Annotated in this window: 35 protein-coding genes and 2 pseudogenes; 5 read left to right on the top strand and 32 right to left on the bottom strand. The window is 50.0% G+C overall.

The features are described from left to right. Positions 1-11: 11 nt before the first annotated feature. The 14 genes from NWP14_RS26655 to traM all read right to left on the bottom strand — a co-directional run bounded on the left by NWP14_RS26655 (position 12) and on the right by traM (position 7,898). Entirely contained in the window at positions 12-410 is a 399-nt protein-coding gene (locus tag NWP14_RS26655; protein ID WP_371823029.1) for a hypothetical protein, read from the bottom strand. Then, complete coding sequence (locus NWP14_RS26650) at positions 407-745, bottom strand: hypothetical protein (protein ID WP_064360993.1); 339 nt, start codon at positions 743-745, stop codon at positions 407-409. The genes NWP14_RS26655 and NWP14_RS26650 overlap by 4 nt, the downstream gene beginning before the upstream one ends. Continuing rightward, positions 742-1,146, bottom strand: coding sequence for a hypothetical protein (locus tag NWP14_RS26645; protein ID WP_375216243.1), 405 nt, complete (start codon positions 1,144-1,146; stop codon positions 742-744). Before NWP14_RS26645 ends, NWP14_RS26650 begins: the two co-directional genes overlap by 4 nt. Then, positions 1,143-1,364 carry a hypothetical protein gene (locus NWP14_RS26640; RefSeq protein WP_064360991.1) on the bottom strand — a complete coding sequence of 74 codons (222 nt, stop codon included), beginning with the start codon at positions 1,362-1,364 and terminating at the stop codon, positions 1,143-1,145. Before NWP14_RS26640 ends, NWP14_RS26645 begins: the two co-directional genes overlap by 4 nt. Positions 1,365-1,388: 24 nt before the next feature. Beyond that, positions 1,389-1,604 (bottom strand): hypothetical protein, encoded by a 216-nt coding sequence (locus NWP14_RS26635; protein ID WP_241723817.1) that lies wholly within the window; start codon positions 1,602-1,604, stop codon positions 1,389-1,391. Between the two features lie 429 nt (positions 1,605-2,033). After that, on the bottom strand, positions 2,034-2,603 hold the full coding sequence (gene traV, locus NWP14_RS26630) for a type IV conjugative transfer system lipoprotein TraV (protein WP_072351833.1): 570 nt from the start codon (positions 2,601-2,603) through the stop codon (positions 2,034-2,036). 62 nt (positions 2,604-2,665) lie between these two features. Next, positions 2,666-4,090 (bottom strand): F-type conjugal transfer pilus assembly protein TraB, encoded by a 1,425-nt coding sequence (gene traB / locus NWP14_RS26625; RefSeq protein ID WP_064360990.1) that lies wholly within the window; start codon positions 4,088-4,090, stop codon positions 2,666-2,668. Further along, positions 4,090-4,827, bottom strand: a complete 738-nt coding sequence (gene traK / locus NWP14_RS26620; protein WP_064360989.1) for a type-F conjugative transfer system secretin TraK — start codon at positions 4,825-4,827, stop codon at positions 4,090-4,092. Before traK ends, traB begins: the two co-directional genes overlap by 1 nt. Next, a complete protein-coding gene (gene traE, locus NWP14_RS26615) occupies positions 4,814-5,380 on the bottom strand; it encodes a type IV conjugative transfer system protein TraE (RefSeq protein WP_064349707.1) in 567 nt (188 codons plus the stop codon). The genes traK and traE overlap by 14 nt, the downstream gene beginning before the upstream one ends. Before the next feature lie 17 nt (positions 5,381-5,397). Continuing rightward, on the bottom strand, positions 5,398-5,703 hold the full coding sequence (gene traL, locus NWP14_RS26610; RefSeq protein WP_064349709.1) for a type IV conjugative transfer system protein TraL: 306 nt from the start codon (positions 5,701-5,703) through the stop codon (positions 5,398-5,400). Positions 5,704-5,716: 13 nt separating this feature from the next. After that, on the bottom strand, positions 5,717-6,085 hold the full coding sequence (traA, locus tag NWP14_RS26605) for a type IV conjugative transfer system pilin TraA (RefSeq protein ID WP_064360988.1): 369 nt from the start codon (positions 6,083-6,085) through the stop codon (positions 5,717-5,719). Positions 6,086-6,159: 74 nt separating this feature from the next. Beyond that, complete coding sequence (locus NWP14_RS26600) at positions 6,160-6,519, bottom strand: TraY domain-containing protein (protein WP_077266358.1); 360 nt, start codon at positions 6,517-6,519, stop codon at positions 6,160-6,162. An 80-nt stretch (positions 6,520-6,599) separates the two neighbouring features. Next, a complete protein-coding gene (locus tag NWP14_RS26595; RefSeq protein WP_227629319.1) occupies positions 6,600-7,298 on the bottom strand; it encodes a conjugal transfer protein TraJ in 699 nt (232 codons plus the stop codon). A gap of 198 nt (positions 7,299-7,496) precedes the next feature. Then, entirely contained in the window at positions 7,497-7,898 is a 402-nt protein-coding gene (gene traM, locus NWP14_RS26590) for a conjugal transfer relaxosome DNA-binding protein TraM (RefSeq protein ID WP_064360986.1), read from the bottom strand. Between the two features lie 436 nt (positions 7,899-8,334). Between traM and NWP14_RS26585 the strand changes: the two genes are divergently transcribed. Next, entirely contained in the window at positions 8,335-8,811 is a 477-nt protein-coding gene (locus NWP14_RS26585; RefSeq protein WP_064349718.1) for a transglycosylase SLT domain-containing protein, read from the top strand. 37 nt (positions 8,812-8,848) lie between these two features. Here the strand turns inward: NWP14_RS26585 and NWP14_RS26580 are convergent, their stop codons facing one another. The 5 genes from NWP14_RS26580 to NWP14_RS26560 all read right to left on the bottom strand — a co-directional run bounded on the left by NWP14_RS26580 (position 8,849) and on the right by NWP14_RS26560 (position 11,590). Continuing rightward, complete coding sequence (locus tag NWP14_RS26580; RefSeq protein ID WP_064360985.1) at positions 8,849-9,379, bottom strand: antirestriction protein; 531 nt, start codon at positions 9,377-9,379, stop codon at positions 8,849-8,851. A 776-nt stretch (positions 9,380-10,155) separates the two neighbouring features. Further along, positions 10,156-10,434, bottom strand: a complete 279-nt coding sequence (locus tag NWP14_RS26575) for a helix-turn-helix transcriptional regulator (RefSeq protein WP_077265715.1) — start codon at positions 10,432-10,434, stop codon at positions 10,156-10,158. Next, positions 10,424-10,744: a type II toxin-antitoxin system RelE/ParE family toxin gene (locus NWP14_RS26570; RefSeq protein ID WP_064349725.1), complete on the bottom strand. Its 321-nt coding sequence runs from the start codon at positions 10,742-10,744 to the stop codon at positions 10,424-10,426. The genes NWP14_RS26575 and NWP14_RS26570 overlap by 11 nt, the downstream gene beginning before the upstream one ends. Before the next feature lie 195 nt (positions 10,745-10,939). Continuing rightward, a complete protein-coding gene (locus NWP14_RS26565; protein WP_064349726.1) occupies positions 10,940-11,149 on the bottom strand; it encodes a hypothetical protein in 210 nt (69 codons plus the stop codon). 126 nt (positions 11,150-11,275) lie between these two features. Next, positions 11,276-11,590, bottom strand: coding sequence for a hypothetical protein (locus tag NWP14_RS26560; RefSeq protein ID WP_064349727.1), 315 nt, complete (start codon positions 11,588-11,590; stop codon positions 11,276-11,278). Positions 11,591-12,233: 643 nt separating this feature from the next. Between NWP14_RS26560 and NWP14_RS26555 the strand changes: the two genes are divergently transcribed. Beyond that, a complete protein-coding gene (locus NWP14_RS26555; protein ID WP_115191621.1) occupies positions 12,234-12,719 on the top strand; it encodes a cytoplasmic protein in 486 nt (161 codons plus the stop codon). A gap of 273 nt (positions 12,720-12,992) precedes the next feature. Here NWP14_RS26555 and NWP14_RS26550 read toward each other — a convergent pair whose 3' ends face one another. The 12 genes and pseudogenes from NWP14_RS26550 to NWP14_RS26495 form a co-directional block, all read right to left on the bottom strand. Continuing rightward, positions 12,993-13,151 carry a type I toxin-antitoxin system Hok family toxin gene (locus NWP14_RS26550; protein ID WP_115191630.1) on the bottom strand — a complete coding sequence of 53 codons (159 nt, stop codon included), beginning with the start codon at positions 13,149-13,151 and terminating at the stop codon, positions 12,993-12,995. Positions 13,152-13,393: 242 nt separating this feature from the next. After that, positions 13,394-13,633 (bottom strand): hypothetical protein, encoded by a 240-nt coding sequence (locus NWP14_RS26545; protein WP_187305456.1) that lies wholly within the window; start codon positions 13,631-13,633, stop codon positions 13,394-13,396. Next, entirely contained in the window at positions 13,630-13,860 is a 231-nt protein-coding gene (locus tag NWP14_RS26540) for a hypothetical protein (protein WP_115191622.1), read from the bottom strand. Before NWP14_RS26540 ends, NWP14_RS26545 begins: the two co-directional genes overlap by 4 nt. Then, positions 13,857-14,588, bottom strand: a complete 732-nt coding sequence (locus NWP14_RS26535) for a plasmid SOS inhibition protein A (RefSeq protein ID WP_375216242.1) — start codon at positions 14,586-14,588, stop codon at positions 13,857-13,859. The genes NWP14_RS26540 and NWP14_RS26535 overlap by 4 nt, the downstream gene beginning before the upstream one ends. Beyond that, positions 14,585-15,016 carry a conjugation system SOS inhibitor PsiB gene (gene psiB / locus NWP14_RS26530; RefSeq protein ID WP_064349758.1) on the bottom strand — a complete coding sequence of 144 codons (432 nt, stop codon included), beginning with the start codon at positions 15,014-15,016 and terminating at the stop codon, positions 14,585-14,587. Before psiB ends, NWP14_RS26535 begins: the two co-directional genes overlap by 4 nt. 43 nt (positions 15,017-15,059) lie before the next feature. Beyond that, complete coding sequence (locus tag NWP14_RS26525) at positions 15,060-17,054, bottom strand: ParB/RepB/Spo0J family partition protein (RefSeq protein ID WP_064349739.1); 1,995 nt, start codon at positions 17,052-17,054, stop codon at positions 15,060-15,062. Between the two features lie 67 nt (positions 17,055-17,121). Beyond that, a complete protein-coding gene (locus NWP14_RS26520) occupies positions 17,122-17,364 on the bottom strand; it encodes a DUF905 domain-containing protein (RefSeq protein WP_064349741.1) in 243 nt (80 codons plus the stop codon). A gap of 50 nt (positions 17,365-17,414) precedes the next feature. Next, positions 17,415-17,972 carry a single-stranded DNA-binding protein gene (gene ssb / locus NWP14_RS26515; RefSeq protein ID WP_115191624.1) on the bottom strand — a complete coding sequence of 186 codons (558 nt, stop codon included), beginning with the start codon at positions 17,970-17,972 and terminating at the stop codon, positions 17,415-17,417. Positions 17,973-18,001: 29 nt separating this feature from the next. Beyond that, positions 18,002-18,141: pseudogene (locus NWP14_RS26510) on the bottom strand (single-stranded DNA-binding protein). Positions 18,142-18,859: 718 nt separating this feature from the next. Beyond that, complete coding sequence (locus NWP14_RS26505) at positions 18,860-19,423, bottom strand: trans-aconitate 2-methyltransferase (RefSeq protein WP_064360964.1); 564 nt, start codon at positions 19,421-19,423, stop codon at positions 18,860-18,862. 48 nt (positions 19,424-19,471) lie between these two features. Then, the gene (locus NWP14_RS26500; protein WP_375216241.1) at positions 19,472-20,854 is read right to left on the bottom strand and encodes a DUF3560 domain-containing protein; all 1,383 of its coding nucleotides are present in this window, start codon (positions 20,852-20,854) and stop codon (positions 19,472-19,474) included. Between the two features lie 50 nt (positions 20,855-20,904). Continuing rightward, complete coding sequence (locus tag NWP14_RS26495) at positions 20,905-21,135, bottom strand: hypothetical protein (RefSeq protein WP_064360962.1); 231 nt, start codon at positions 21,133-21,135, stop codon at positions 20,905-20,907. A gap of 467 nt (positions 21,136-21,602) precedes the next feature. Here NWP14_RS26495 and NWP14_RS26490 point away from each other — a divergent pair. The 3 genes and pseudogenes from NWP14_RS26490 to NWP14_RS26480 form a co-directional block, all read left to right on the top strand. Beyond that, positions 21,603-21,714 (top strand): annotated as a pseudogene (locus NWP14_RS26490) (hypothetical protein); the annotation flags it as partial. Positions 21,715-22,175: 461 nt separating this feature from the next. Further along, positions 22,176-23,051 carry a Shedu anti-phage system protein SduA domain-containing protein gene (locus NWP14_RS26485; protein ID WP_072351860.1) on the top strand — a complete coding sequence of 292 codons (876 nt, stop codon included), beginning with the start codon at positions 22,176-22,178 and terminating at the stop codon, positions 23,049-23,051. Between the two features lie 450 nt (positions 23,052-23,501). Next, positions 23,502-24,197, top strand: coding sequence for an SLATT domain-containing protein (locus NWP14_RS26480; RefSeq protein ID WP_064360960.1), 696 nt, complete (start codon positions 23,502-23,504; stop codon positions 24,195-24,197). Positions 24,198-24,426: 229 nt separating this feature from the next. Here the strand turns inward: NWP14_RS26480 and NWP14_RS26475 are convergent, their stop codons facing one another. Beyond that, positions 24,427-24,744, bottom strand: a complete 318-nt coding sequence (locus tag NWP14_RS26475; protein WP_064349935.1) for a hypothetical protein — start codon at positions 24,742-24,744, stop codon at positions 24,427-24,429. Positions 24,745-24,764 lie beyond the last annotated feature (20 nt).

The raw sequence follows: 24,764 nt of genomic DNA, 5'->3' as shown, positions 1-24,764 counted from the left end.
TAACGATTTAATCACCGCAGAAAAAGGTAAGCAGGGATAAAAAACAGCAATAACATTGAGGCTCCCAATTGCCAGATGAAAATAACACCCCACAAAATCGCCCCTTGCCATAAACAGATAAGAAACGTAATAACTAACGCGGCCACATGAAAACCGATAATAGACCAGAAGAGTACTGCTGAGATTTCACTACCACTGCCTTTAATTCGTAAACAAGCAATATAAAAAACAATTAAACTACAGATAATAAACACACCATCATGACTAATGCTCTTAATGAAATCAGGCGCGTACTCTCCCGCCAGCCCATTATAAGCTAATCTGACGCCAAGATAGATGAGCCAGTACACTGTAGGAACAAGCAGAAACCTATTATTTTTGATAAACACCATTTTCATCCCCTCTTTCATTTAGTGATACCGTTCAGAGCTTTCAGCTGTTTTTCGCGGAATGTAGTCATTTCACCCTCACGGATTTTTTTGCTTTCCATTAGTCTTTCTTTTTCTTTACACCCTGACGCGAGTTCATTTGCGTAACCGAGAGTTAACGGTTCCGATGAATCATCATCGTTAGATTCAAGGGCCAATTGTAATACTTTACCCGCACAGGGTGTTTCTTTCGAAATTTCGCTCAGTTGTTCTGGAGTAGCTGGTTGTGTTTCAAGATAATCCTTGTAAAGGAGTAACGCACCAGGGATGCAAACTAATATAAAAATCAAGGGAAGCTTTAAAAAAAATATCTTCATTTATTTTTAACCTTATACAGCTCCCACTGGCGGATATACTCATCATACTGAATCCTCGGCACATTAATGATGATGCCGACACAGTCCAGTTTGTTTACAGAAGTAGGAGATGAACCTGTCTGGATGTTTACCTCCAGTAGCTTGCAGTCGTTTTTCCAGTGCCTTCCTGCCTCAAGCTCATCCATCGTGAATGACCTACTTAAGAAGACGATAAGCATGGCAAACGCAGCCAACGTTATAAGCACACTAAAGATAAATGTATTACCTCTGTTGACTCGCAAATTAATTTTTTCAGGAATAACAAACATGGCCAGTGCCCCGACAACCCCGATAAGGATAAGCAATAAGCACACACCATTAAGCCAGGCAATATTATTACCCTCCAGATAGTAGGCTCTCATTGCCTGCCTCCTTTTAGTGTATCCATCGCATCATTCAAAGGCTCACTGGTTTTGATTTCAATGCATTCGCCTTTATTGTCCCCTCCCCCACGCCCACCACGGGCCTCGACTGCCTTCAGCATTTTCATACAAACATCAGTATTGGGCATCGGAGTAATGGTCCAACTGCTATGGCCACCAGGCTGCATAATTAACAATAAAAAAATAAATGTATGCATTGTCATTTCCTTATAGAAGGTTATTTATTTTTCTTTATACCAAAGTCTAAATGCATTAAACATGCTAAACGTACTGGCCACACTCCCCCGAACAGTGACCATGGTTTCAACGGTGACCACTTCAATATCATTACTTCCAATCCATTCATTCATATTAACAAGTGCCTGACTTTCGCCATAATCCCAATACCGCCGATCTTTTTCATCTCTGTCGTGTTCAAAGTCTTTAAATTTAACCATTCTTCACCTCTACTATTTTGATTTGTTATAAGCGGATACTGCACTGTCATACTTATCTGTCATCACATTTACAATGACCCCGGAGCAGTCCAGTCGATTAATGTTACTGGTTAAAAACCCGGTAGGAATGTCAACCTCCTTCAGAATGCAGTCAGTCGACCAGTATTTACCCTCCTTAATTAAATCTTCATTGCCAGATTGAGATCCTTGGTAAACAAACAATGCCATTATCAACAACCCTGACAGCCCAGATAATAAATATATAATTTTATCGGACATACCTTGCTTACCAAACCCCTCTATTAAGCCATTTAAGTTCAATAACCGTGCCAGAAAACACGCTACCGCCCATCCCTTTCAACGCACAGGGCACTCGTTTTAAATCCGGTATTCATTCAGTATTCACAGCGCCTTTAACGGCGCTGTTGATTAGTTAATGCGGGGCTGGCCCCATGCCGGTGGCGTAACCACAAATACAACCGTTGTGGGTTGGTGATAGACATCATCGGAATCAACGTAAGGCGCTATCCATAATGACGCTGTTTGCTCACCCTTTCTTAATGGCCTTGGATAATTACCGGGCACTGTAGACGGAGAGGTATAAGTACTGGGACTAACCGGCCTGATATATACCGGAGCGGTCCGCGTTCTCAGGACGTCATCATGATTGACCGGTACCGTATTCAGGAACCCGGATTTATTACTCACCGTCACAGATGGCGCTGTATTACGCCCTGGATTAATTACTGGCTGCGGCGGCAGCGGGTATGAGTTTGGCGACGTCGTTCTAAAATTTCCGTCAGCCAGTCGTGGCAACCCGGCCGCAGCCGGCTTTGCTGACGAGTTTTCCTCCTGGGCCTTCGCTTTCTCATTCGCCTGCTCCATCGTCATGCAGGTATCGGATGTTGTGGCATTACATTCAAAATCTGACTCTGTTCCCGCGCACCCAGTTAAGAGCAAAGCGCTGCCCAGAGGAATTAACAGTATTAATTCCTTCATATATTCCCCTTTATATTCTTTGTGGGTTATTTACGGTGATTAACCCTTGTTCATGCCCTGACTTACTGACCTGAGTTTTCGCCCCCCGACATTGCGCCCGGCGAGAACTGATGCGGGTCGAGCTTGCCCAGTTTCTTCAGCATCTCATCGGTATTAAAACCATTCAGGTTCCCGCCGGATTGCTGTGACCTGCTCTCAGGTTGTTCGGGTTGCTCCTGGTTCTGCGCCTGCTGCTGGCCATTCTTCTCCGCTTCGAGCTCCTCAATGGTTTTCAGCTGGAAACCGTCCTGAAACACTATGGTGACTTCGTTGCCCGCGCCGATCGGGATCACCGCGTGATACTGCTCAGCTCGTTTGATGTAGTAATCGCCTAACGTCTGTGCAGCTTTCGATGATCCGCCGCCAATCCCCATTTTCAGGACATCACCGGCGCCAACGGAGGCTGTGGCACCCAGACCAACAGCTGGCTGCGAAGCTCGCTCAATCCCCTGACCAATCCCGTCAATAAACCCAGCCCCCCAGGCCCAGCCGAGGATTTTTCCGTTACGCATCACCACTTCCCCTTTTATGCCGTTTTTGCCCATGAACGAAACATGGCCGTTAATGGGTTGGTCGATGGTTTTGTCGCCTTTGATACAGCTGATATTGCGGGTGCGAACGATGGCGCGCTCACTCGATACGTCCCCCCAGGCTTCGAGGCCGACAAAGCAACCAGTCAGGTCATAGGTTTTGCTGTTCGGCATTTCCACATGCCCAATGATTCTCAGCGACATCGGTACGGTTGATTCATTCCCGGTAACGGAAGCGTTGGCATCAGCACCTTCGATCAGCTTGCTTTTGGCAAAGCTGCCTGACGGAATGTACGGCAGTGACTTCGTTTTCTTACCGCGGTCATAGCTGAACGTTTTGCGCTGTATCTGATTCGGTACCGGCACGGACTGATAGCTGACCTGTGGAGCCTGCACGGTGCCATTGCCAGGATAAAACGCCGTTGGCGGAGGTACTGCGCCACCAGACTGCGCGGGGAAATTTGCCGGCTGCGGCTCACCTTCGGGGCCAGGGGCCGGTGACGGGGGAACCGGGGCAGGTTCTCCGCCGGAGGTCGCGGGTTTGACGCCCAATACCTTCAGCTGTTCCAGCATGGCCGCATTTTCATTGGTGAGTTTTTCGAGACGGACCTGATCGCTGGCACGGCCCTTACTCAGCAAATCCACTTCCCCCTGCAGGTCTCCAAATCGCTTATTCAGATCCGCTGCAGTGGCCTGCATTTCTGTGGTCGCATGTTGCTCCACTTTAGTGTTGAATTCGCTGTTAACCACCCCGGTCATATCCGGTGCCGGCTCTCCCTGCGCGGGGGCTTCTTCTTCTGAACTCATATTCAGGTCGGACAGATACATCCCGCCAGCAATCGCACATGCACCACCGACAAGAATGAGGGCCAGCCAGAGGTACTGTTTACGTTTGATTAGCGTATTAAAGTTGGCCATCAACGTGACTCCTCTGCCGTAGTGACCCAGACCTGCAGGCGGCCACCGCCAACCAGCTGGCCCACGGAGCCACTGAGCATGATGGCCCGCGTTCCCGCCTGCCAGAAATCGCTTTCCCGGATGGCGCGTGCCGAGAGCGTCACGTTTTCAACGTCATACCGGACAACTTTCAGGTGGTGACCGGTCCAGACCCGGGCGGCCGTGGCGCGAAGGCCGGCAGGCACGGATAACACTTCTGATGTGACAGGGATAGACTGGTATTCATCAGGGATCTGCCCCTGGCGAACAGCGCGGTTCAGCGAAACCAGGACGCTTTCATACGGGTTGGATTCCTCCCACGATTTTGCCGGCCCGGGTGTACCAATGAGCTCGGATACCAGCTGGATAGTCCTGCCCACTCCGGCGCGCGGCACAGCACGGATAGAAAAGTTCAGGCCGCGCTCAGTTTCCACAATAAACGTGAACGGTTTTTTGCTGACCGTAGCAAGGATCGCTCCGCCACTGTCGGTTTGCTCCTGGTTCGTCAGCCCGCCATCCAGACTGTTAATGGCAGTGATCCGATCGCCAGGTACCGTGAAGAGGTTTGGGTCAGTATTGCTAACAGCGATGTTCGCCTGTCCGCCGTTGGCCAGGGGTACAACAGTCGGTGCCAGCGTACCGCTCAGTGTTGCAGATATCGCCGGCGCCATAAAAAAAACGCATCCGGAAATAAATAATAACGGCTTAATTTTTTTCATTATTTATCTCCCCGAAGCGGGATAACCAGCTGATGCCATCCATACGGTAAAACTGCAGAACATAGTGACGGATTTCAGTATATGGAGATGAATCGCCGATCCATGTTTTCAGTTCCCCCCGGATATCGACACGATTTTCGGCCGGGTACGATCGAATTGACGTCATATAAAAGGTGGCGTTCACATTGTTATCTTTTATCCGTTTCGCATCTTCAGCCAGCTGAACCTTCAGGCTGTTCTGTGAGGCGGGATAAACGTATTTCATCAGCTGTGCATGCTGCGCATCCACAGTTTCAGGTGTAACGTTCAGGCGTAAAGCAATAAAGCTGAGGGACAGTTGTTCAAGATAGGATGCATCCGCCTGGTTCTGAGAAACAGCGAAAGGCGCATTGAACAGCATGGGAGTAATAGCCACCTTCTGTTCGTTCTGCAGGCGGTAGTTATTAATCCCCTGAATGATATTCGTCGTCAGGCTAAGAGCGGCGACCGCTCCCAGGCACACATATCCTATTGCGATAACACGGGTAGTACTGAGTCGTGCGCCGTGTTCCATAATTATTTCCCCACCGTTTACTTGATCCACTGCCGGAAACAGGAGTCCGGAATATCGTGAAAAAATCCTTTAAGAAGGGAGGTCGGCAGATACCAGTAAATAAGGTCACGTAACCAGGTACTGCCCCGTCCTTTTTTCAGTTTCTTAATACCCCAGAAAACCAGTGCCGCTGCAGCCATACCAAATATGAACTTACTGGACCAAAAACCCCAGCCGAGGCAAATGACGGCCGGGATAAGTTCATCGAGGTATAAACCAAACCAGCGGGACTGGTTTGTCAGTGTTTCCGGGAAACGGTATTTTTTTAATTCGTCTCCCGTCATCACCTTTACCCTGTTAGTAACCTGCGACCGACATACCGATGGTAATAAAGGTCGAAATGATGGCAAAACCGAACAGGAACTTCACGTTTTTGGTCATCATGTACATGATGCCGCCCGCGATAACTTCTGCCAGAACAACCCATTTGACCACGCTGGATGATTTACCGAAGGTACCTTTAACTGTGGTATCACCGGATTTCATCAGGTCTGTTGCGGTGGTGGTGGCCATAGCAACGTCCGGGAAGAACGACGCCAGAACAGCCAACGGCAGCGCAGCCTTGGTCACTTTCAGAGCTGTCTTTTTATTGAAAACGCGTGAGATAAAAGACGGCTTAGCTTCTTCAAATACAGCAGTACCCTGTAAACTTAATACAGCATTCATGATTATTTCCTTTAAATAGAATGGTTGATTCGAACTACCTGTCTTAACTTGATGTTAAATTTTAAATATCTGGTCTACTTACCTCCTGGTTCAATTGATTCTGAGTTATAAAAATCCGGAAACTGTTCAAGATGGTCCTGCAACCGTAGAAACACCTCATGCGATTTGCTTCGGTTGCTTTTATTCTTGGCTGCGATAAGTTTTTTATTTGTCTCATCATCAAATCGAGCCATGACAACAGGACCAAAGCTTACATTTTGATACGTCACCGTAGGATAAAAGTCTGGATATCGTGAAAGATGATCCCTGATTCTTAATACAACCTCCCCAGCTTTACTTCGTCCACTTCGTTCTTTTGCATTTAGCAGCTTTTGGTGAGTATCCTCATCGACTTTTAGACTTACACACGGCCCTAATGCTGGACGAGTATTCATTCTCCTCACATACACCTCCATTCGAAATTTCAATAGTAATAGTCTCACAAAATATTCGTGATATTACAATATCCTAAAAGTCACCGTTTATTTAACAGCTTATTAACACGCTTTGAAATTATTTCATTTGTAACTTTGAAAAATGAATAGGCCATGCCGCTTGCATAAATCAAATAGAATACATCTTCTTTAGATTGGATAGGTAACCTGGCGTATATTCTGTTTATTCTGTTTTTTGAAGTTCCCTCAGCAATATTCAATATTTCTGATATGTGATGATGAGACGCACCAAAAGAATATAAGGCAAGTGTTTCAAGTTGAACCTCACTCAATAAACCAATTGCATTTTTGAATGCATTTATTTTTTTCACAAAATTAGAACGAACAGGAGAAAGTAAGAACCCTCCCCTTTGAAAATGGCAAAATTTCCATAAAGAAAACTCAATATTTCCAAATGTCATTCTTTCAATAATAAAATCCCAGCTTTCTCCATTGATTGATAAATTCTCCTCAATGAATACTTGTTGCCCTACCGAGTAGATTTCAGCATCAAGCGCTGAAAGACGTAAAGAAGAAGCAATTTCAATATTTTTAAACCAAGTGTTAACTTCAATATTTGGAAGAAAAGTTGTAGAAAAGGAATGATTGCAATGAGAGAAAGAACCATCACGCAGCCTGATACAGGCAGGATGACTGGAAAGATCGACAGTCGACTGCAATTCTCGAAAGAAATCCAATTGACTACGAGGGGTGTTTTCAATACGATCCATCGAACACATAGGAGCCTCCTTAACAGGATTCTATGGACAGCTGATGTGAAGGGGGCCAACCCTTCACATCAGCGCTTCTCAAATTTTGTGAGACCACTGGTCTCTCAAACAATGATAAATGCAGCCCACTTCCCTGTCACTAAAAAAACGCAGATCATTCCGCTCTTATTTATTATATTTTAGATTAATCAACTTCATTATCGATAATTAACTATCATTATCTTCATTCGATTCATCTAAGTCAGGAAAGAACGCCTGTACTGCCTGCTGAGTATCTTCACGTATGTTCTCAATCATATACCGCCATTCGAATTTTTGATTTCCTATGATGTGCGGGCTTTGTGAAGAGATACCTAATATTTTGTTTGTGGCAAATTGAGTCTTCATCACGGACTCTAAAAGTGCTTTATTAAAAGCCATCTGATTAAAGGCACTCTCTTTTCTCTCCATCTGAACCTCATAGACTCTCAAACCTAATTCCAGAAGCATAGTAGAAACACTGGAGAAACTAACATCCTTCTCCTTAGCTCCCTCCGTTTTCCGTTTCTCCACGATGGCATTAATCTTCTCAGCGACCTCATCGCTAACATATGCCTGTATCTTTGCCATGATAAATCCTTATTCTAGAATGGATGTCTAGCTTTAATTTTATAACTGAAGACATGACGATTCACTGACGATTCAATTCGTGAGCCAACCCTAGATTCATCTAATAAAATTGCAATTCATGTAGCGAATCACATCACGAATTGAATCTAGAGTCAATCCGCCATTAAAGTCAGGTTTCAACTAGCTTGATTCATTACTGACTCACGCATAAGTCACTAGTGAATCGATTATGAATCGTCTCTGAATCGCTTTAATATTACATAATGAAACATAGTGAAATTTAATAAGAACTAACCACATGGTTTAAAAGATAAATCTGCAAAATTTTAATTTTGCGTGGGGTGTGGTGATTTTGTGGTGAGGAGTGCATATTTGTTGAGTCCGTGTCTGGGATGGGTTAACGTATTTCCAGGAATCGACCCTGGAGGGGAAAAGGATGCGGAACATCATCATTGCCGTTTTTTTTGTATTCTCGTTTACCGCCCACGCTGCTGATTGTTTTACCCTTGCCGGACGCGATTACAAAATCGACCCGGATCTGCTCAGGGCTATATCCTGGCAGGAATCAAAATTCAAAATTGACGCTATCGGAAAGAATCCTGTCTCCGGCTACGGTTCAGGACTGATGCAAATTGACTCACAGCATTTTGAAAAACTGTCGAGCTTTGGAATAAAACCGGATCACCTGTTGACGGACGCCTGCCTGAACATTTACACCGGCGCCTATTACCTGGCACTGGCGTTTAAAAAATGGGGAGTGAGCTGGGAGGCTGTCGGAGCTTACAATGCGGGGTTTAGCAGAACGGACAAGCAGGCCATGAGACGTCTGCAGTATGCCAGGAAGATCGAGGCCATTTACCGGGCTATTAAGGCGAATAACAAAGCGGGCCAGGTTCAGCCGACACAACGATAAAGACCTCAATCAAGAGGTCTTTATGTTAAGATTGAAATCAATCAATTGCTCGCAAGATTAAATGACTCTCCGGATGATGAATAATGCTGAGATAACTTTTCAGCGCATCCTGTCGGGCAATGAGATGTTTACATACATGGGTATATCCCGCCCCCATATCCGCAACCTGCCAGGACAACCAGTTCATTATCATCAGCGTGGAGATGATCCCGGCAGCATCTGCACTCACGTCGCTATCAAAATTATTTTCGGGTATCACCATTCTGTAATACTGTTCACCTGCCGGCGCAATATATCCCGTCTGTGTTGTAATGAACTGAATCCGGTTCGGTGCCACATTCCCACCGACACCCTGCGGAATAATCCAGTAATCCCATGCGCCGTTACTGTAATCCGAATACTGGCGTAACCAGCTGGCTGCCATATTTATTGCAGACGGGGTAAAAAAAAGTGCCTGGATAAAATCCTCTCGCTCTTCACTGTCAGTCACACAGTAGCGATGATATTTATCTGTTTTAAATTGTTCGGCTGATTCTCGAGTGGCGGTGTTGACGTTTTGTGTGTGCATTCTGGTTTACTCCTTAGCGGTTTATTGTTTCGTTCGACTTCATCACTGAGCGGCAAAGGGCAATGAGCAGCGGGCGATGAATAAATACAGGGGCGCTTTGCGTTCATTTACCCCTGTATTTATTTAGCGGTTGATGCTAGAAGCAGCCCTCCGCGAAATGATGAAAACGGACGAGATACAGCTGATGAGAATGCACACAACCCGTAACGGAAATTGGTCGCCAGACGAATTATCGTTACGGTCTTCAGAGTAGCGAATATTTTCGCTACGGTGAAAGCGGCGTATCCGTTTACGGATACAGCAAGCGTGCCATTGACGTTAGCCATCAGACCCTAGCGTTAGCCCGAAACCGCCCCGCGGGTTCGGCGGAGACTGACAGGTGCGCAGCAGCTGTCTGGCGGAGTGGGGCTGACGACTGAGCAGCGTAGCTGATCGGGAGCCGAAGGTGGCCATATTCAGTACGCCCAGGGAAATAAGCATTATTTTCAGCAAAGCGAAATAAATACCGAGAAAGAAAAACAGCAGGAAGAAGATGGCCAGAAAGCGGCGGTAAGAAAATAAAAGAGAGGAGATAAAAACGCGCGATATTAATACCGGCGGCGCGTCAGCGCAGCCGGTATTATTTTGCGCCGCAGGCGCGCGGCCTTTTTCAGCGGTCGGGCAGGTCAACGGAATAAGAGTATTGCACCGGGCAGAGTGTCTGGTGCAGAAACAGGAACCCACCAGGGCGAGTCAGATTGCCATCATAGGGCACCTGGAATTCCCGCCCTTTATCGTTAAACCTGCTGAATTTTGAAGTTAACGCCGCAGGCTCTGGCATAACGAATCAGCGTCTGGATGCTCATCCGTGAAGCGTTCTTCTCTATACGCGAGATAGTGGGTGCTTTGATACCCATACGCTCTGCAACCTGTGCCGACGTCAGCCCGGCCTCTTTTCGCCATGTTGCTAATGTTTCCTGAAGCTGCTCTGAGGATTCTTCGGCCTCATATGCCGCACTGTATTCAGGATCGCTCATCGATTCGGCATGTATCTGGCTAAGGGTTTTATATTTCATTCTGCATCTCCTCTAATCTGCGAAGTGCCTGCTCTATCTCTCCCGGAGGAGTTTTGGGCGATTTTTTGATGAAAATCCGGAGCAGAAAAATGCGTTCTCCGCTCTGATACACCCAAAGTCCACGCGCGATATCAGTACCCATTGTCCGTATTTCGAAAAGACCGTTCCCAAGCGGCTTTGTGTCTGGCTCACGAAGCTGGCGAGGGTTTGCTTCCAGCTTCATGAGTATGCGCGACATTTTTGCACGGATCGCAGCAGGCAGGGCAACAAACTCTTTTTCAGCTTCATCATGAAAAATGATAGTAAACATTTAATTCGTTCCCTGATTAACTCTCAATATATTAGCTTAAAAGCTAACTTAGCTCAAGAGCTAACTTAGCTTTTAAGCTAAGTTAGCTCTTATCAGGCGTAAGCACCGGATTTGCTCTTCAGATTAAAGGCTGAAAATCAACGCCAAAAACGCAACTTCAGGTAATACAGTGTTCAGTGCGTCGATGTTTATGATTCAGAATTTTTTAAAAAATTCAGACAGTACGCTACGAATGAAGCACAGAAAGGCATCGGTACGTGTGAACTTCTCGCCGTAGTGTGCATGAGCTTCCTGCGAACAGGCCATGTTGTAGTGTCCACGATCGATAATCCGTGCAATTTTTTTCCCCAACTTCCGGGAAGATTCTGGTGCGGCGGGTTTGATGTTGGTGTTTCGTGTACTCATCCTGTTTTTCCTCTTGTCTGGTTTTCAGTCTTTTACAACCCTCCCCCGTTGAGCTGCCAGGGGTGCGGTTCACCGAGTGTCATTGACACGATCACTCTCCCGCACCGATACAAATGAACTGATGTCCTAGATATCGAAGCCTGTTCGCTCAATCAGGCGCACAAACTGTTTGAAGTGATCAGCTTCTGCCACGTTGATATGACGGAACTGCTTATCAATGCCGCTGCTGAGCGCGTAGAAATAGCTGAAGCCCATTTTTTCTGGATAGCTTCTCCGATATTTTTTCAGCGCCATCAGGCTGCTGAATTCCATGACATCATGTTCTTCCTCTACGTTTTTTTTCGTCTCCGCAATGAGGATCGTGTATGACACGGGTTTTCCCCCCATCTTCCTGGAAGATTCTTGAGCGGCGGTTTTGACGTTGACGTTTCGTGTGTGCATTCTGGTTTTCTCCTAAGTGGTGATGGTTGTCCATCTCCCTGGTGAGTTCTCTCGCGGCAAAGGGCAAAGGAGCAACGGCGGGGTGGCAGGAGAAGGGCGCAGACAAAAGTTTTTGCGGTCCCAGGCAAAAAGTTTTGGCGGCGTTCACTTTACCCTTCGGATGACAACACGACGGTGCTACGACCAGCCCTCCGCGTGAGAACGGACAGGGAGATGGCCTCACCGGGGGAACAGGATGCACACACCCGACACGGCGGAACGGCGTGGCGCCATCAGAGTGCCGGCAGCTTTATCGCCGGCACGGTGAAAGCGGCGCGACCGGAACGGACGCAGCAAGCGCTGCCGTTGACCTTGACGTCAGACATCAGACACTAGCCGTCAGGCCCGAAACCGCCCCGCGGGTTCGGCGGAGCCCGGCAGGTGCGCAGCAGCTGCCCTGGCGGAGTGTGGCTCGACGACTGGACAGCGCAGCTGGTCAGGAGCCGAAGGGGTCCATTGCCCTGCCTTTGGTTATGGTTCAGCCCCTCTTTGCTAAGCCCTTGAGAAGCAAAACGGAGATGAGAAACGAGCCCGTTATCTGTCGCAAAGCACAATAATTAATGCTAACGTACGCATACATTAGCGTTAATTAACGGAGTGTCCTGTGGCAAATGACTCATCAACAGAGCTGGCACGCGCCCATTTTTTCAGTCATTTTTCTTACACACGTAACGACCTGGCCGGAGATTATGACACCGAGTTGCTCCGCTATCGTGACGATACCTGGGACTACCCGCAGCGTGCAGCCCGCCTGAGTGCAGCAGTGAAGCGATACAAAACTTACCGGATGCTGTCCTTCATTTTTGAGATTGCGGAGAGTGTCGATCTGGACTTCACGCCCCTTGTGGTGAAACGCCTGTGTACCGCCCTTTTTGGTCGTTCAGGAAGTCAGAATATTATTGTGGCGACCTTTGGCCAGAAAGGTCGCATTCACCGCAGCCGTGACAGTTCGCCCTCTGTCATAAGTGAAGTGGCAGAGCGCTACCGACTGGCAGCACACTCCTGCTGGGCCTCTACCCTCAGCGATATTGAAAGCGTCAGGAAGCACTATCAGGCCGGTATTCGCACAGCCAGAAAGCAGGAGGAATAAGTCCCCGAAATTAATGCTAACGGACGCGTACATTAGCATTACCATATATCACATTTGTCGCACGGGCAGGGAAGAGAGCGGCCGAGCCGGAGGCACTGCCGCCCTGCCCCGTTCCCCGAAGGGGAACTGCCCTTCTGCGGTTCATGCATGCGGTTGCTCAGAAGGGGAAAAAGGGGCTACCGGCGAACCGGCAACCCCTTCATAAAGGCGCTTCAGGCCTGTCCAGACAGTCTCAGCCCCTGAATGGCGGGAGTTTCCCCCCGCCGGGGTTGGCTACTTAGCGGATTCGTAAGCCATAAAAGCCGCCACCTCCCTGCTCGTGTCTCTGTACCGGATTTCGCAGAGCGATTTACGGGTCAGGTAAGTGAATATCAGCAGTGTGAGGCACACTATTAATACACACCATAGCAGGGTACTTCGTGGCAGTTTCATAGCCTTCATCTCCTTGCCTTGCGGCTGCTAAGAGGCTATTCTGTTGGTGTCTAGTCAAGCAGATGGCCTCGTGTGGTTGGTTAATGAAAATTAACTTCCTACGGGGCTTTCTTCTTTCTGCCGCACAACACGGTAACAAACCACCTGCACGTCGTGAGGCAAAAAGCCTCAAGCGCCGTCGCCATTATACCGTGTAGTCCATTATGTACCCAGGACTAACCATCTGAAAAAAGGCTATATCCTCATACTTTTTTCTGTTCGTTCTCCGCCGTATACCCCAGAGCTTCCCTTATCTCTGCAGCCCGCTGTTCACTGCCGGTACTCATGCCTGCCCGGTACACCAGACTGAGCAAACCGTGTAACAGCATCCAGTCATCCCGCGTCAGCTTTGCATCAAGCCGACATAACAGTTTTCCTGATACTGCATGGCGAAACACGGTACCGGCTTCCTTTTTATCGAATTGCCTGCTGACAATACTCATTCAACCTCCCTGTCACTGCGCCCGTTGCGCCAGTCCCGGATTTGCTCATCCAGCGCCTGAATATGTTGATCGATACTCTCAACCAGTCGCTCGCTTTCGGTCTCCAGCCAGCCACTGAGTCCGTCCCATTCGCAGGTCATCTCTGTCAGGCGGGCAGACATGGTTTGCAGCTTGTTGCGTTGACTGCGGGCCACTTTCAACTCTGTTTTCCAGGGATTGTTTCTCATACCGCTCGCCTCTGCAGCGCCAGTTTGTTGGGTACCTGCCAGCGTTCCGCCTGACGGACAGCCTCCGGGGAGTCACTCACGATGAAGCCGATTTCATGAATGACCCCGTACAGTGGCTCCTTCGCGTCACGCAGCCAGTCCAGGGAGGCCAGCGAGGCAAACCGCGACCGCCAGTGCCAGAAAGCAGGCTCCAGCTCCCGCGCGTCAAACTCGTCGGTCCACCGGCGATACCAGTTGCTGACCGTCTCCGGCGACTGAAAATTCAGCTCCGTGACTGCCTGTCCCAACAGGTTCTGCCGTAACCGCCAGTGATGCGCCAGCGCCCGTTCTTCCCGGCGCATCTTACGGGTAAACGAGATGTTTCTGCGTTGCAACCGGCGTTCTGTCCGTGTGTGCTGCACCTCCGGAAACAATTCGGCCTGAACATCCACCGGCAGCGGCAGCGGGCAGCATTCCCCGTGGCTGGCAATCAGTTCATCGAGCGCCTCCTCCACCTGTTTGAGGCTGCTCAGGCGATGCTTCGGGTCCCAGTTCAGGCCGGGAATGCGCTGCGCCACTGCCGTGTTCATGCGGCTGTTCCTGGTCAAAATTCGCAAAAATGTCCGGACATGGGGCATTGAGGGCAAACGCGCCCCCCGTAACTGAGCGTCTTCCACGAACATGATGGCCTGCAAAGCAGCCTGTCGTGCCGGTTTTAGGGTCACAATGGCATGGGATGAGGGGATCATTGTGCGCCCTCCTGTGCCAGGGTACTGATGATGCTGGCAAACGAATAACCGTCAGTATCGAGACACGCTATCAATGCCAGCGTGTGGGAGATCAACTCCGGGTTAAATACTTCCATGCTACGAACAACGGAGAACGGCTGGCCGCCACGGGTCACAAAGACGACAATCCAGCGCGCACTCAGCTCTCCCGGACTGCAGACCGCCACATCAAAATGACCGTGGGAGGGGGAAAAACGGATCTGTACCGGAAAGAATCCGCCGAACTCGCTTTTATATTCTCCGTTGACGTCCCAGCTCGCCGGACAGGACAGGTCCCGCATCACGGCATGGGTGAGTTCACGGCGAAAATCTTCACCGGCGGCGCGGTAGTCTTCCAGCTCTCCGGCGAACATGGTTTTCAGGACATCGGTAGTAATGATCGTGTTCATATTCTTCTCCTTATGGCCGCCCCGCAGGGCGGCGTCTCCGTTATCAGGCTGCGTGAGCCGTATGATCATCAGCGTCTGCTGCATCATCAGTGATGACGGGTTTCACTGTGGCCGGTGGCAGCATCCATTCAGGAACCCATCGGGTCTCCGCGAGGGCATGCTCTGCATGCTCAGCAGCGTCTTTTTTCTTCATTTTCCCGGCATCAGCTGCTGCACCTGTTCTTCCTGCCTCGTTAAGCGCATTAACAATCTGCTGTTTGCTGAGCATACTGAGGAAATTGTCTGCGGTCGGTGTCCACCAGTCCCTCATATCGAAGCCGATCGCTGTTTCCACACCATCAAGGTAACTACGGGTGGTATGCCCCATTGTTCGGGTCTGCACGCCATACACTGAACTGGCGGTACAGAACGCCATCAGGGACATCAGGGTTTCCCCGTCGAGGGTGAAAAACGTGGTGAAATCCTTCGACCAGCCCTCCGGTAACAGTGCCTGCAGGCGTGCTTTTTCCTGCATCAGCGTCTGCCAGGCTTTTCCGGTTTTTCCGGCAGGAGATTCGCTGACAAGGGATGTATGATGCTCAGTGACTTTCATGTCGAAGGGATGACTGGCTGACATGCCACCGTAGTCAAACACGCAGGAACACAGTCGCCAGACCATCATCGCCACGGCTTTTTGTGGTTGCAGCATCAGCGCAGCCTGAACGGCAAGGGTGCGCTCGGAAGACATTTTTTTCAGCAGTGGTTCGCTGATGCTGTCCACGGGTTCCTCAATTTTTTTAGTGATGACGGTGTTTTTTTTCCGGTCAGCCTGTTCATCCTCCTCCCGCTCCGGGGCAATCTGGCGGACACCGCGCTGAATGTTCACTTCCGCGCCCCAGAAGCTGACCACCACGCCACATTCTGCTTTCTGGTCCGGCGTCCATTCACGGTTGATGGCCGCGCTCTCCATTTCGTCAATCAGTGCCTGAATAGCGTATTCATCATCGTGTGTTTCGGTCGCTGCCTGTGTGGCATAAAGCTCATCGAGACGCTGCTGCTCATCAGTGGTGAAATTTGCTTCGGGGACGGAGCTCAGCTGGAAATGCTTCGTGTCATCTCCCCATGCCCGCAGGGGAGCGCTACGGGCCTGTGACCACGCCCAGCCTTCGCTTTGCTGTATTTCGACGGCCAGCGAGGTCAATTTTGTCTGGATCAGGCGCTCAATCAGCACCTTGTCCGCTGTACCCTCCCCCTCTTCCGCACTGAACAGATCCTCACGTACGATACCGCCCGCAGCTTCGTAGGTTTCACGCCCGACATACTCAAAATCAGGACTGGTTAATGAAATTTCCCGATCTGTCACCGCACTTTTCAGCAGATATGGCGCGGTATGGCCATAGGCGGATTTGACGTTTTCATAGACCTGCAGCTGACGGGTCGGATCATTTTCCAGAGCCAGCGCCTGACACTGCTCAATCGTGACTTCATCCTTTGCCAGTTGAGCCAAAAGCTCCGGTGCCAGCCCGGCGAGTTTGAGCATGCGCTTAACGTGGCGGCCACCGTAACCCAGCTGGGCACCGATCTGCTCAGGTGTCATCCCCTGAGCTGAAAGGTCGCGAAAGGCGTAGATTTGCTCAGCCGGATGCATCGCGAGGTGTTCATCGTTCTCGATAAAAGAAACAAGCCGCGCCACCTCGTCGCTGACACGCTTAACCGGCACCAGATACTCGCTGTCAATTTCCTTTTCGCTGGCGAGCAGGTTGAGCCCTTCGCGCCGACGACCTCCTGCCGCTACGCCAGATTTTCCGTCCGGCAACGTGTGGACAACCAGATTTTGCAACAGCCCCACAGCTTTGATGGAGGTGGCCATGCTGCGTACGCTGGCCTCCGGGTAAGGGATCACACGGACATTCAGCGGCGATTTGACCAGGCCGGACAGGGGCACATATTCAAGCGTAGCGGCTTCCAGTGCGGCTTTAAGGGTTTCAGCGGCTGCAGCCTGAGCCGCTTTTTTGCTGGTTTTTGCCGGTGTTTTTGCTTTAGACTCGGTGACTGACATAATTGATACCTCTCTGATATTGATGATTGTCTGCCGGACAGCCCACCTGTCCGGCACCTCTTACTGCTTATTGCGTTTTACGTTTCCCGTAGTTCTGGATATAACGATTCATCCAGTACTCACCGCCGGGTTCAAAATTCCAGACGCGCCAGATCATCTCGCCGTCCCGACGAACAACCAGACGAAAGTGGGTACCCTCATCGTCTTCAATCGCCACATTCTGATACTGCGATGCCACCTCTGACGCCTGTTCACGGGTGAACGTGCCGTCTGGCAGGGATTTCAGAGGGGGCATAACGTTGTGGTTCATGTGCATCTCCTTTTTCTGCCCCGCCGTTAACGGGGCGTATTCATCATGATTCAGAAGGGGGCATTGTCATCCATCGGCGGGTAATCATCCGGGGACGGCTGCGGGGGTTGCTGAGACGGTGCGGCACTCTGTGGGGCTTTTTTACCGCCCTTCGTTTTCGGGGATTTAACAGGAGCCTCAGCAGGTTGTGCCGGGGCGGCAGGACTCTGCGGCTGCGCGGGTTGCTGAGGGGCGGTGCTCTCAGACGGATTACCCTCACGACGGCCACCCAGCACCTGCAGGGTGCCGTTCTGCCCGACCAGCACCTCGGTGACATAGCGGGTGATCCCGGCATCGTCCTGCCAGTGGCGGGTACGCAGCTGGCCCTCGATGTAGACCTGCGCGCCTTTACGCAGGTATTCGCCCGCCACTTCCGCGAGCTTGCCGAATATGACAACACGATGCCATTCGGTGTTTTCGCGCAGTTCCCCGCTCTGTTTGTCACGCCATGTTTCAGACGTGGCCAGCGTCAGGTTTGCCACCGCGCCGCCGTTGGGCATATAACGCACGTCCGGGTCCTGCCCCAGATGCCCAACCAGAATGACTTTATTCACGCCTCGAGCTGCCATGATGAATCTCCTTAATCCGTTGTTTGCTTTTAAAAACCATCACCCGTTGAGTTTCGGGAGCCGCGGTTTTGACGTTTGCGGGAACCTGCTGTTTTGTTCCCGATGGTATGACCTTCACCCGTTTGAGAACCTTCGCCGCAAGGGCGTAAACGAGCACGGCCCGGTGCAGATGTCCGGGGTGAGCGGGAAATTTTTATCGGTCTAATGGCGCGAAGCGGAATGGCCGGAAAAAATTTATTGCGAAAGGCCACGCCGTCCCTGGACAGCCAGGCGGGTTGTGCTTGTCTCAGCCCAGGCGAAAGGGGCTTAAACGGGTGAACGACACCAGGAAATGAAATGAGCAGGGACCCGCCGCAACGTCGGAGCGCGGCACGCGAAACGGCGTTGCCCCTTACAGCCCGGCGGCCGTTGGTTTTCGCCGGGGTGCAGGGAGCGCAGGCTACGGCGCGACAGGGCGGCGCATCCGGAACGGAGGCTGCAAGCCTGCCGTTGACGTTGCGTCATGGGATGGAAACCCGCTGCCCCGAAGGGGCCGGGCAGAGACAGCGCAGCTGGCTCTGTGCGGAGCATGACAGCCCGCCCGGACGCCCGGAGTCGGCTCACACAACAGAATGGCGGTCAGCAATCAGGACCAGAAATACGCGAGAAACGAAGAAGGAAAGCCGGCGGAAACAGGTGTATTACCACTCATCATCAGCTGCTCAGCCGGAACAGGAGAAAAGGAGTCACCGTTAACCGTCATACTGTAAGGAAGAGAGGGACAGGATGAACGCGAAGAGGAAGCGCCGGCGGCGCGTCAGCGCGGGCCGTTCTTCCTGCGCCGCAGGCGCGCGGCCTTTCCGGCGCGGCCAGACGGGGGCTCACTCCCCGCCGGACTAACCGGGCTTTCAGACGGCGATCCTGAGCAGCACAGTTGAAACGTCGGTATACGTGAAGGTGCCTCGCGGCAATGGCTCCCAGACATCAGAAAGCGGCTTCAATATGGATTGTTGCCGCGGCCCGTTCAGACAGACCGCCGTCACAACGCCGCCGGGCGCCAGCAGCGTCACTGCTCGCTGTATATGCCGGATATCCTGCGCATGGTTAAACGGCGGATTCATGATAATTTTGCTGTAGCGGTTTTCCGGCCGGTACGCCAGAAAATCCCCCTGCCAGACGCTGACGCCCGGGAAATTTTCCCGCAGATGGCGGACCAAATCCGCGTTCAGCTCCACGGCGTCACACTGTGCCCGTGGCGCGGCTTCCCTGACCGCCCGCAGAATGGCGCCGGTTCCCGCTTCCGGCTCGAGAATGTGATCAGAATCCACAACCTCCGCCAGACTGACCAGACGACGGCAAACCGGATCGGGCGAGACAAACAGCTGAGAGCCTGCCCGGATTTCTGTCACCGGTGTTCGGCCATCCAGCCTGGCCCGCATCGTCATGATGCGAACCCTGAGTTCGCTGCGCATAAGTCAACCTCCCTGAGCTCCCCGGCACTCTGCCGGGGAGTCTGTTTGCTATTTTTGCGGAATTTGTACCGTTTTCATGTCGGTGATATAGACATTCACCAGCGTACAACCGTGAGTCATACAGCGGCGGAAGCGGTACGCGCCGTGTGTCTCATTTTCGGCCATGCCCCGGACAGCCTTATAATCCCCCGGCATTTTGGCCCATTCGGCTTTTGTCATCTCCCGGAAACCCTCCCCCGGATAGTTGACGATCGGTGGACGTTTTGCGGCCTGTTTCGCAGTGCTGACCTCTTCGGCTGACGGCGCTTTATAGTCGGTGATGCGATCCGGGGTCAGTTTCATGGTTCCCCCATACCCGAGAAAGCGGTAACACGGCGTTTCCACCGAGCTCACCTGACCATGACTCGTGTTGATGCGGATGATGGTTAACCACTCGCCCCGGCTTTTCACCTGACCGCCAGGCGCAAATTCCTGTGTCCGTGTGACGACGCCGCCGCTTTCATTGAGCATCGCGCGTTCGTAGGCCAGGCGGTTCTGGTAATGATTAACCCAGCGTTGCTGATGGCGGATCGAGCGTTCGTGACAACGAACCGCTATATCGCGGGCCTGTTCAAAGGAAATGATTTCCTCTGCCAGCGCGGAATGCAGGGACATCCGGCCTTCATACTGGCTTCTCTGTGCCGGGCGGGGGTATTTATCGAGCGAGAAACAGGCCGAAATGTGGTCATAGTTACTGATAAGCCGCGCCTTGTTCAGATCGAGCGTTTCGCCACGCCACATCGTCATAAATTTCTGCTCCCCGGCGATGTTCTTTTCTGCCTTGCGTAATTCCGCCTCGAGCTTTTTGATACGCCGGTAACGTACATCCGGACGCTCTTTGTATTTCGCGTGACGTAGTGAGGCCTCTGCGCGTTCCTCCCAGTATTCCGCGCGTTCAAACAGCATCACCGCGCGCTTCATGCCGTTTTCGATGCGTTGCGCATCACGACGCGCCCGACGTTCGCTGTGATGGCCAACCAGAATCGGCTGGCCGAAGGGGATCGAGGATGCCAGCGCATCGACATGTGAAAGCACCTGCTCAGATTCACCGGCGCGTTTATCGCTGTAGTCGTTAAAGCGTTCCGCGCGTTGCTCCTGACGGTCAAAAAGCGTGCTGTCTTCGTCCTCGATATAGCCGGCGAGGGACAGTAATACATCCTCGCGACCCGGCGTCCAGGCTGGCGCAACAAACAACCCCTGTTTCGGCGCCCACCGGAACCCCGCATCGTGCACTTTCTTATAGGTTTCTTCATCGAGGCGCAGCGAGGCATAAAGCCGTAGCTTGTTATCATCCGGGGAATAGGTCCCCCGGTACGCCTGGCCGATACCTTCTTCAGCATCGGTTTGCGGGATGGTTTCGGCACTAAGTGCCTGTGCTAAAGCCTGAGTCATGATTTTTCTCCTTCCTGCAGTTGCCGCCCCTCGCGGGGCGGCTCACCTCATCAGTTAAATGCGCGTTTCAGTTCAAGGGTGCGGAGCAGCTGTCCGAAAGCGGCGTTTTTCATCGCGGGGATATGAACGCCGCGCCCCTTGCGGTGACTTCTGGCGATATGGCGGCCAAAAGCTTTTAACGCGGGGTCAATCTCCGGCGCGGGGATCTCGGCACGGGAAATGCGCGGATGCCGACGGGGCTTTACAGCCTCTGCGGAAGGTGAAAGAATGGTCATGTTCATTACGTTAACTCCTTCTGGTAGTTAATGAAGCCGTAAAAACCGTTAGCGCGATTTGTACGGCGTGGATCAAGCAGGGGCTCCCCTGCTTTTTTCATTTCTGCGGTTCGTTGTCTGCTTCTCCTGCCTCCTTTAACCAGCCTCGTTTTTTCCTGATTTTTAAAGAACATCACCCGTTGAGTTTCGGGAGCCGCGGTTTTGACGTTTGCGGGAACCGGCTGCGATATTCCCGATGGTATAAACTTCACCCGTTTGAGAACCTTCGCCGCAAGGGCGTCAACGAGCACGGCCCGGTGCAGATGTCCGGGGTGAGCGGGAAATTTTTTTCGGTCTAATGGCGCGAAGCGGAATGGCCGGGAAAAATTTATTGCGAAAGGCCACGCCGTCCCTGGACAGCCAGGCGGGTTGTGGTTGTCTCAGCCCAGGCGAAAGGGGCTTAAAGGGGTGATGCACCAGGAGCGGAACAGAGCAGGGACCCGCCGCAACGTCGGAGCGCGGCACGCGAAACGGCGGTGCCCCTTACAGCCCGGCGGCCGTTGGTTTTCGCCGGGGTGCAGGGAGCGCAGGCTACGGCGCGACAGGGCGACGCCTCCGGCACGGAGGCTGTAAGCCGCCGTTGATGTTGCGTCATGGGATGGAAACCCGCTGCCCCGGAGGGGCCGGGCAGAGACAGCGCAGCTGGCTCTGTGCGAAGCATGACAGCCCGCCCGGACGCCCGTTGCGAAAACGGGTGGGTATTTGCATTCACTTGACCACCCGTTTGCATTTTATTTGTCCATCGCCAACAAAAAATCGCCACTGATGCTGAGGGGGAGTCATGGCATTGCGTGACCGGCAGCTGTGTGCCAAAAGCGGAAGTAGATCTTGTTTGCTAGGAGCCATTTTTGCTATCTGTAGTTGTAAACTCCTGAAAGGTTACAGGGTCATCATACAAGATTTATGCTAGTAATCTTAAACAGAAAAAAAGATTCACATCTATTGACAAAAGTATTGCCTCAGCATAAGAATAGGTGAAATTAAATACTTTTAAGAGTTGTCATTAAGTGAAACATATTCCTTGGGCCCAAGTTAATGGCAGCAATGTTTTAGCAGAAATAAAAAAAGAATGGATTTCATTATTAAATGACAGCAGTGCGGATGAAAGGCATTATCAGTCATTCTTACACAACCATGCCGGTTTTTTCTTTCCCGCATCCTCCAATAATGAATCTCTAGTAGTCTCTGAATTAGTCTTAGGTTCGGATTACCGTGTAGACTTTATGGTTGCGTCATGTGAACGAAGCTACGGTTTTGTCTACACTTTAATTGAAATTGAGACGCCTCATGAGTCAGCATTCACCAATAATGGACAACCTCGCGCCAGACTCACTCATGCCCTTCAACAAATACGTGACTGGAAAGCATGGCTGGAAAATAATAGAGATCAAGCTGGACGTTTGTTCCCATCTAAGCGAAATACAACAACTGGAGTACAACATTTCGAATATATTGTTGTTATGGGAAGACGTACTGATTTGACAACGAAATTTGATGATAAACGCAACCAGTTGGCTAAAGATTTAGGTGTAACCATCCGATCCTTTGATTGGTTTACTGATATTTTATTAGCAAGGAGATTTAATTCATTTAATTGTTATTCTTCGGACTTGATAGGACCAACAATAGACCAGGATAATGATTTCTCCAACCCTTTCTTATGCTGTTACTCTTCTAAAAATTGGCGGTCATTTATAAATGACCATCAAATTCGGCTAAGTCATATGATAGGCCACAATATAACATCACTTTTGTCGCTGCGCATGGTTAATGAGAAAAGGCTAAATGATTTCAACTCTTATTTACAAGGATTACCCCCGCATGAACAAGAACCATCAAGTTTAGAATATCGTTGGTTAAACATGCGCACCAGTATTTGTTAAGGAATTGATAAAGCAGTTTCTCACGATTTAATATATGGGAATGATAATCAATCATAATAAATATAAGTTGCTCTTAAGATACCTCCCTCGCACTCCTGTTCATGCCATCCGATTTGTCGGTGATTCATCTGCTGATGTGGTCGCGTTTTTTCATCTTATGCCTGACACTAACCCTTCGGAAGGCAGTTCGCATCAAGCCCAGATTGTATACGCGCTCCCCATTCAGTTCAGGTATTGCATTTCATCCGGTGATTATTATGAAGGATAGGTTGGAAAATACCTATTTCAGCTTCTATTAGTATTGATTTAGAAGGGGGAGTATTGAAGTTGTGTGCCGATTAATGCATACTGCGAGAGTTGACTTGACCACTGCTCTGTTCATAAACTAGCTACGCGCATTGAAAGATATAAACTCAAAAAACGAACTCACATTATGGACTAGGATAGATAATGGAAAAAATAAAAAACGCATTTATTTGGGTTTTCAGTCGATATCCTGAAGAACGAGTGAAAACCAGCCAGACAGAAAAATTAATAGACAGCATGAGAATAACTTCAAAGTGTAGATTCAATGCATCAAATAGATTGGCGCTTAGAAGTAAAACATCGTTTTTTATAACTACAATACTATCCCTTGGTTTAATACTCATTCCATTACTCCAAAACTCCGGTGTGAAATTAAACTTCACAGCCAGTGTTTTAAATATGCTCCAAATATTTCTTGCTGTATCAGTTCTTATTTATTCGGTGACAATAGGAACAGCACGATATGATTTAAGATCGAGAGAGCTTGATGAGTGCGGACAGAAAATTAAAAGATTAATACGTGACGTTAGGACATTAAATGAAAAAAATCCGGAACAAACCAAAATTGATCTAGATAAAATAAACTCAGAGTATAACCAGGTATTGAAAGAGTCAGAAAATCATTCCAGGTCTGATTACAAATTATCTAAATTGGAAATGACGGGTGACTATAATATAACCGGATTAAAAAGAATCTTTTTATTGTTCACGGCTTTAGTTCAGTGTTACTTTCCATATCTTCTTCCAGCAATTTTTTTGGGCGCTGAAATTATATTCATAACGGATATGTTATCTATAACAAAAATACTCTCACCTTTTTTGAATGCGGAAATAAAATAGAATTAAAATGAAAAATATCAGGATAAATAACTTTCAAAATCCTTTCGGTTTTTTGCGCCTATGACCAGTTACCTGTTGTTCTCCATATGGCAGCTTTAATAAGACATTTTTGTTCGAACTTCTGCTTTTCGCTCTTAGCTGCCTGTCAACCTGGTTGCATTTTGTTGGCGAAGGTCAAGTAAAATGCAAACGGGTAGTGAGGTCACATACAATTACGCAAACGGGCACGTCAGGAACGAAAATGTTTTTCTTTTCTGTACAGCGCAACGCTGTACCAGGCTGAACTCAGGAAAGCAAAAACGTTAATCACCATTCTTAATTCGTTACCCGGTTCTTTCCCCTTCAGCATCATCGTCATGACGATGCCGGCAACGATAATCCATGCCACGCCAGTCCAGAGACGCATTTTATCTGCCACTACGTTTATCAGGACAAAAGCAACGGCCAGGGTTGCCCCCCATAATGCGGGGACAGGCTGAAACGGGTTATACAAAAGGTTAATCCCGGTAAACAGAGCAACGACAGCAAACATGACTGACATACGCATACTTTTTCCCTCCACTGGCC

This window comes from Klebsiella sp. C349492 (assembly GCF_042055345.1).
GTDB lineage: Bacteria > Pseudomonadota > Gammaproteobacteria > Enterobacterales > Enterobacteriaceae > Klebsiella > Klebsiella scottii.
Note: the sequence above shows the minus strand (reverse complement) of the source record. Positions and strands in the feature narration are given on the sequence as shown.

What these genes read in the sequence shown, in the direction of transcription:
- NWP14_RS26520 (WP_064349741.1), bottom strand. Translation starts at nt 17,364, where the DNA reads ATGAACCACAACGTTATGCCCCCTCTGAAATCCCTGCCAGACGGCACG.
- NWP14_RS26585 (WP_064349718.1), top strand. Translation starts at nt 8,335, where the DNA reads ATGCGGAACATCATCATTGCCGTTTTTTTTGTATTCTCGTTTACCGCC.
- NWP14_RS26475 (WP_064349935.1), bottom strand. Translation starts at nt 24,744, where the DNA reads ATGCGTATGTCAGTCATGTTTGCTGTCGTTGCTCTGTTTACCGGGATT.
- NWP14_RS26595 (WP_227629319.1), bottom strand. Translation starts at nt 7,298, where the DNA reads ATGTGTTCGATGGATCGTATTGAAAACACCCCTCGTAGTCAATTGGAT.
- NWP14_RS26650 (WP_064360993.1), bottom strand. Translation starts at nt 745, where the DNA reads ATGAAGATATTTTTTTTAAAGCTTCCCTTGATTTTTATATTAGTTTGC.
- NWP14_RS26550 (WP_115191630.1), bottom strand. Translation starts at nt 13,151, where the DNA reads ATGAAACTGCCACGAAGTACCCTGCTATGGTGTGTATTAATAGTGTGC.
- psiB (WP_064349758.1), bottom strand. Translation starts at nt 15,016, where the DNA reads ATGAACACGATCATTACTACCGATGTCCTGAAAACCATGTTCGCCGGA.
- NWP14_RS26655 (WP_371823029.1), bottom strand. Translation starts at nt 410, where the DNA reads ATGAAAGAGGGGATGAAAATGGTGTTTATCAAAAATAATAGGTTTCTG.
- traE (WP_064349707.1), bottom strand. Translation starts at nt 5,380, where the DNA reads ATGGAACACGGCGCACGACTCAGTACTACCCGTGTTATCGCAATAGGA.
- NWP14_RS26560 (WP_064349727.1), bottom strand. Translation starts at nt 11,590, where the DNA reads ATGCACACACGAAACGTCAACGTCAAAACCGCCGCTCAAGAATCTTCC.
- NWP14_RS26570 (WP_064349725.1), bottom strand. Translation starts at nt 10,744, where the DNA reads ATGTTTACTATCATTTTTCATGATGAAGCTGAAAAAGAGTTTGTTGCC.
- traM (WP_064360986.1), bottom strand. Translation starts at nt 7,898, where the DNA reads ATGGCAAAGATACAGGCATATGTTAGCGATGAGGTCGCTGAGAAGATT.
- NWP14_RS26600 (WP_077266358.1), bottom strand. Translation starts at nt 6,519, where the DNA reads ATGAATACTCGTCCAGCATTAGGGCCGTGTGTAAGTCTAAAAGTCGAT.
- traV (WP_072351833.1), bottom strand. Translation starts at nt 2,603, where the DNA reads ATGAAGGAATTAATACTGTTAATTCCTCTGGGCAGCGCTTTGCTCTTA.
- NWP14_RS26495 (WP_064360962.1), bottom strand. Translation starts at nt 21,135, where the DNA reads ATGAACATGACCATTCTTTCACCTTCCGCAGAGGCTGTAAAGCCCCGT.
- NWP14_RS26575 (WP_077265715.1), bottom strand. Translation starts at nt 10,434, where the DNA reads ATGAAATATAAAACCCTTAGCCAGATACATGCCGAATCGATGAGCGAT.
- traL (WP_064349709.1), bottom strand. Translation starts at nt 5,703, where the DNA reads ATGACGGGAGACGAATTAAAAAAATACCGTTTCCCGGAAACACTGACA.
- traA (WP_064360988.1), bottom strand. Translation starts at nt 6,085, where the DNA reads ATGAATGCTGTATTAAGTTTACAGGGTACTGCTGTATTTGAAGAAGCT.
- NWP14_RS26565 (WP_064349726.1), bottom strand. Translation starts at nt 11,149, where the DNA reads ATGAGTACACGAAACACCAACATCAAACCCGCCGCACCAGAATCTTCC.
- NWP14_RS26635 (WP_241723817.1), bottom strand. Translation starts at nt 1,604, where the DNA reads ATGGTTAAATTTAAAGACTTTGAACACGACAGAGATGAAAAAGATCGG.
- NWP14_RS26540 (WP_115191622.1), bottom strand. Translation starts at nt 13,860, where the DNA reads ATGAGAAACAATCCCTGGAAAACAGAGTTGAAAGTGGCCCGCAGTCAA.
- NWP14_RS26645 (WP_375216243.1), bottom strand. Translation starts at nt 1,146, where the DNA reads ATGAGAGCCTACTATCTGGAGGGTAATAATATTGCCTGGCTTAATGGT.
- NWP14_RS26480 (WP_064360960.1), top strand. Translation starts at nt 23,502, where the DNA reads ATGGAAAAAATAAAAAACGCATTTATTTGGGTTTTCAGTCGATATCCT.
- NWP14_RS26545 (WP_187305456.1), bottom strand. Translation starts at nt 13,633, where the DNA reads ATGAGTATTGTCAGCAGGCAATTCGATAAAAAGGAAGCCGGTACCGTG.
- NWP14_RS26500 (WP_375216241.1), bottom strand. Translation starts at nt 20,854, where the DNA reads ATGACTCAGGCTTTAGCACAGGCACTTAGTGCCGAAACCATCCCGCAA.
- NWP14_RS26580 (WP_064360985.1), bottom strand. Translation starts at nt 9,379, where the DNA reads ATGCACACACAAAACGTCAACACCGCCACTCGAGAATCAGCCGAACAA.
- NWP14_RS26640 (WP_064360991.1), bottom strand. Translation starts at nt 1,364, where the DNA reads ATGCATACATTTATTTTTTTATTGTTAATTATGCAGCCTGGTGGCCAT.
- NWP14_RS26525 (WP_064349739.1), bottom strand. Translation starts at nt 17,054, where the DNA reads ATGTCAGTCACCGAGTCTAAAGCAAAAACACCGGCAAAAACCAGCAAA.
- traK (WP_064360989.1), bottom strand. Translation starts at nt 4,827, where the DNA reads ATGAAAAAAATTAAGCCGTTATTATTTATTTCCGGATGCGTTTTTTTT.
- ssb (WP_115191624.1), bottom strand. Translation starts at nt 17,972, where the DNA reads ATGGCAGCTCGAGGCGTGAATAAAGTCATTCTGGTTGGGCATCTGGGG.
- NWP14_RS26505 (WP_064360964.1), bottom strand. Translation starts at nt 19,423, where the DNA reads ATGCGCAGCGAACTCAGGGTTCGCATCATGACGATGCGGGCCAGGCTG.
- NWP14_RS26535 (WP_375216242.1), bottom strand. Translation starts at nt 14,588, where the DNA reads ATGATCCCCTCATCCCATGCCATTGTGACCCTAAAACCGGCACGACAG.
- traB (WP_064360990.1), bottom strand. Translation starts at nt 4,090, where the DNA reads ATGGCCAACTTTAATACGCTAATCAAACGTAAACAGTACCTCTGGCTG.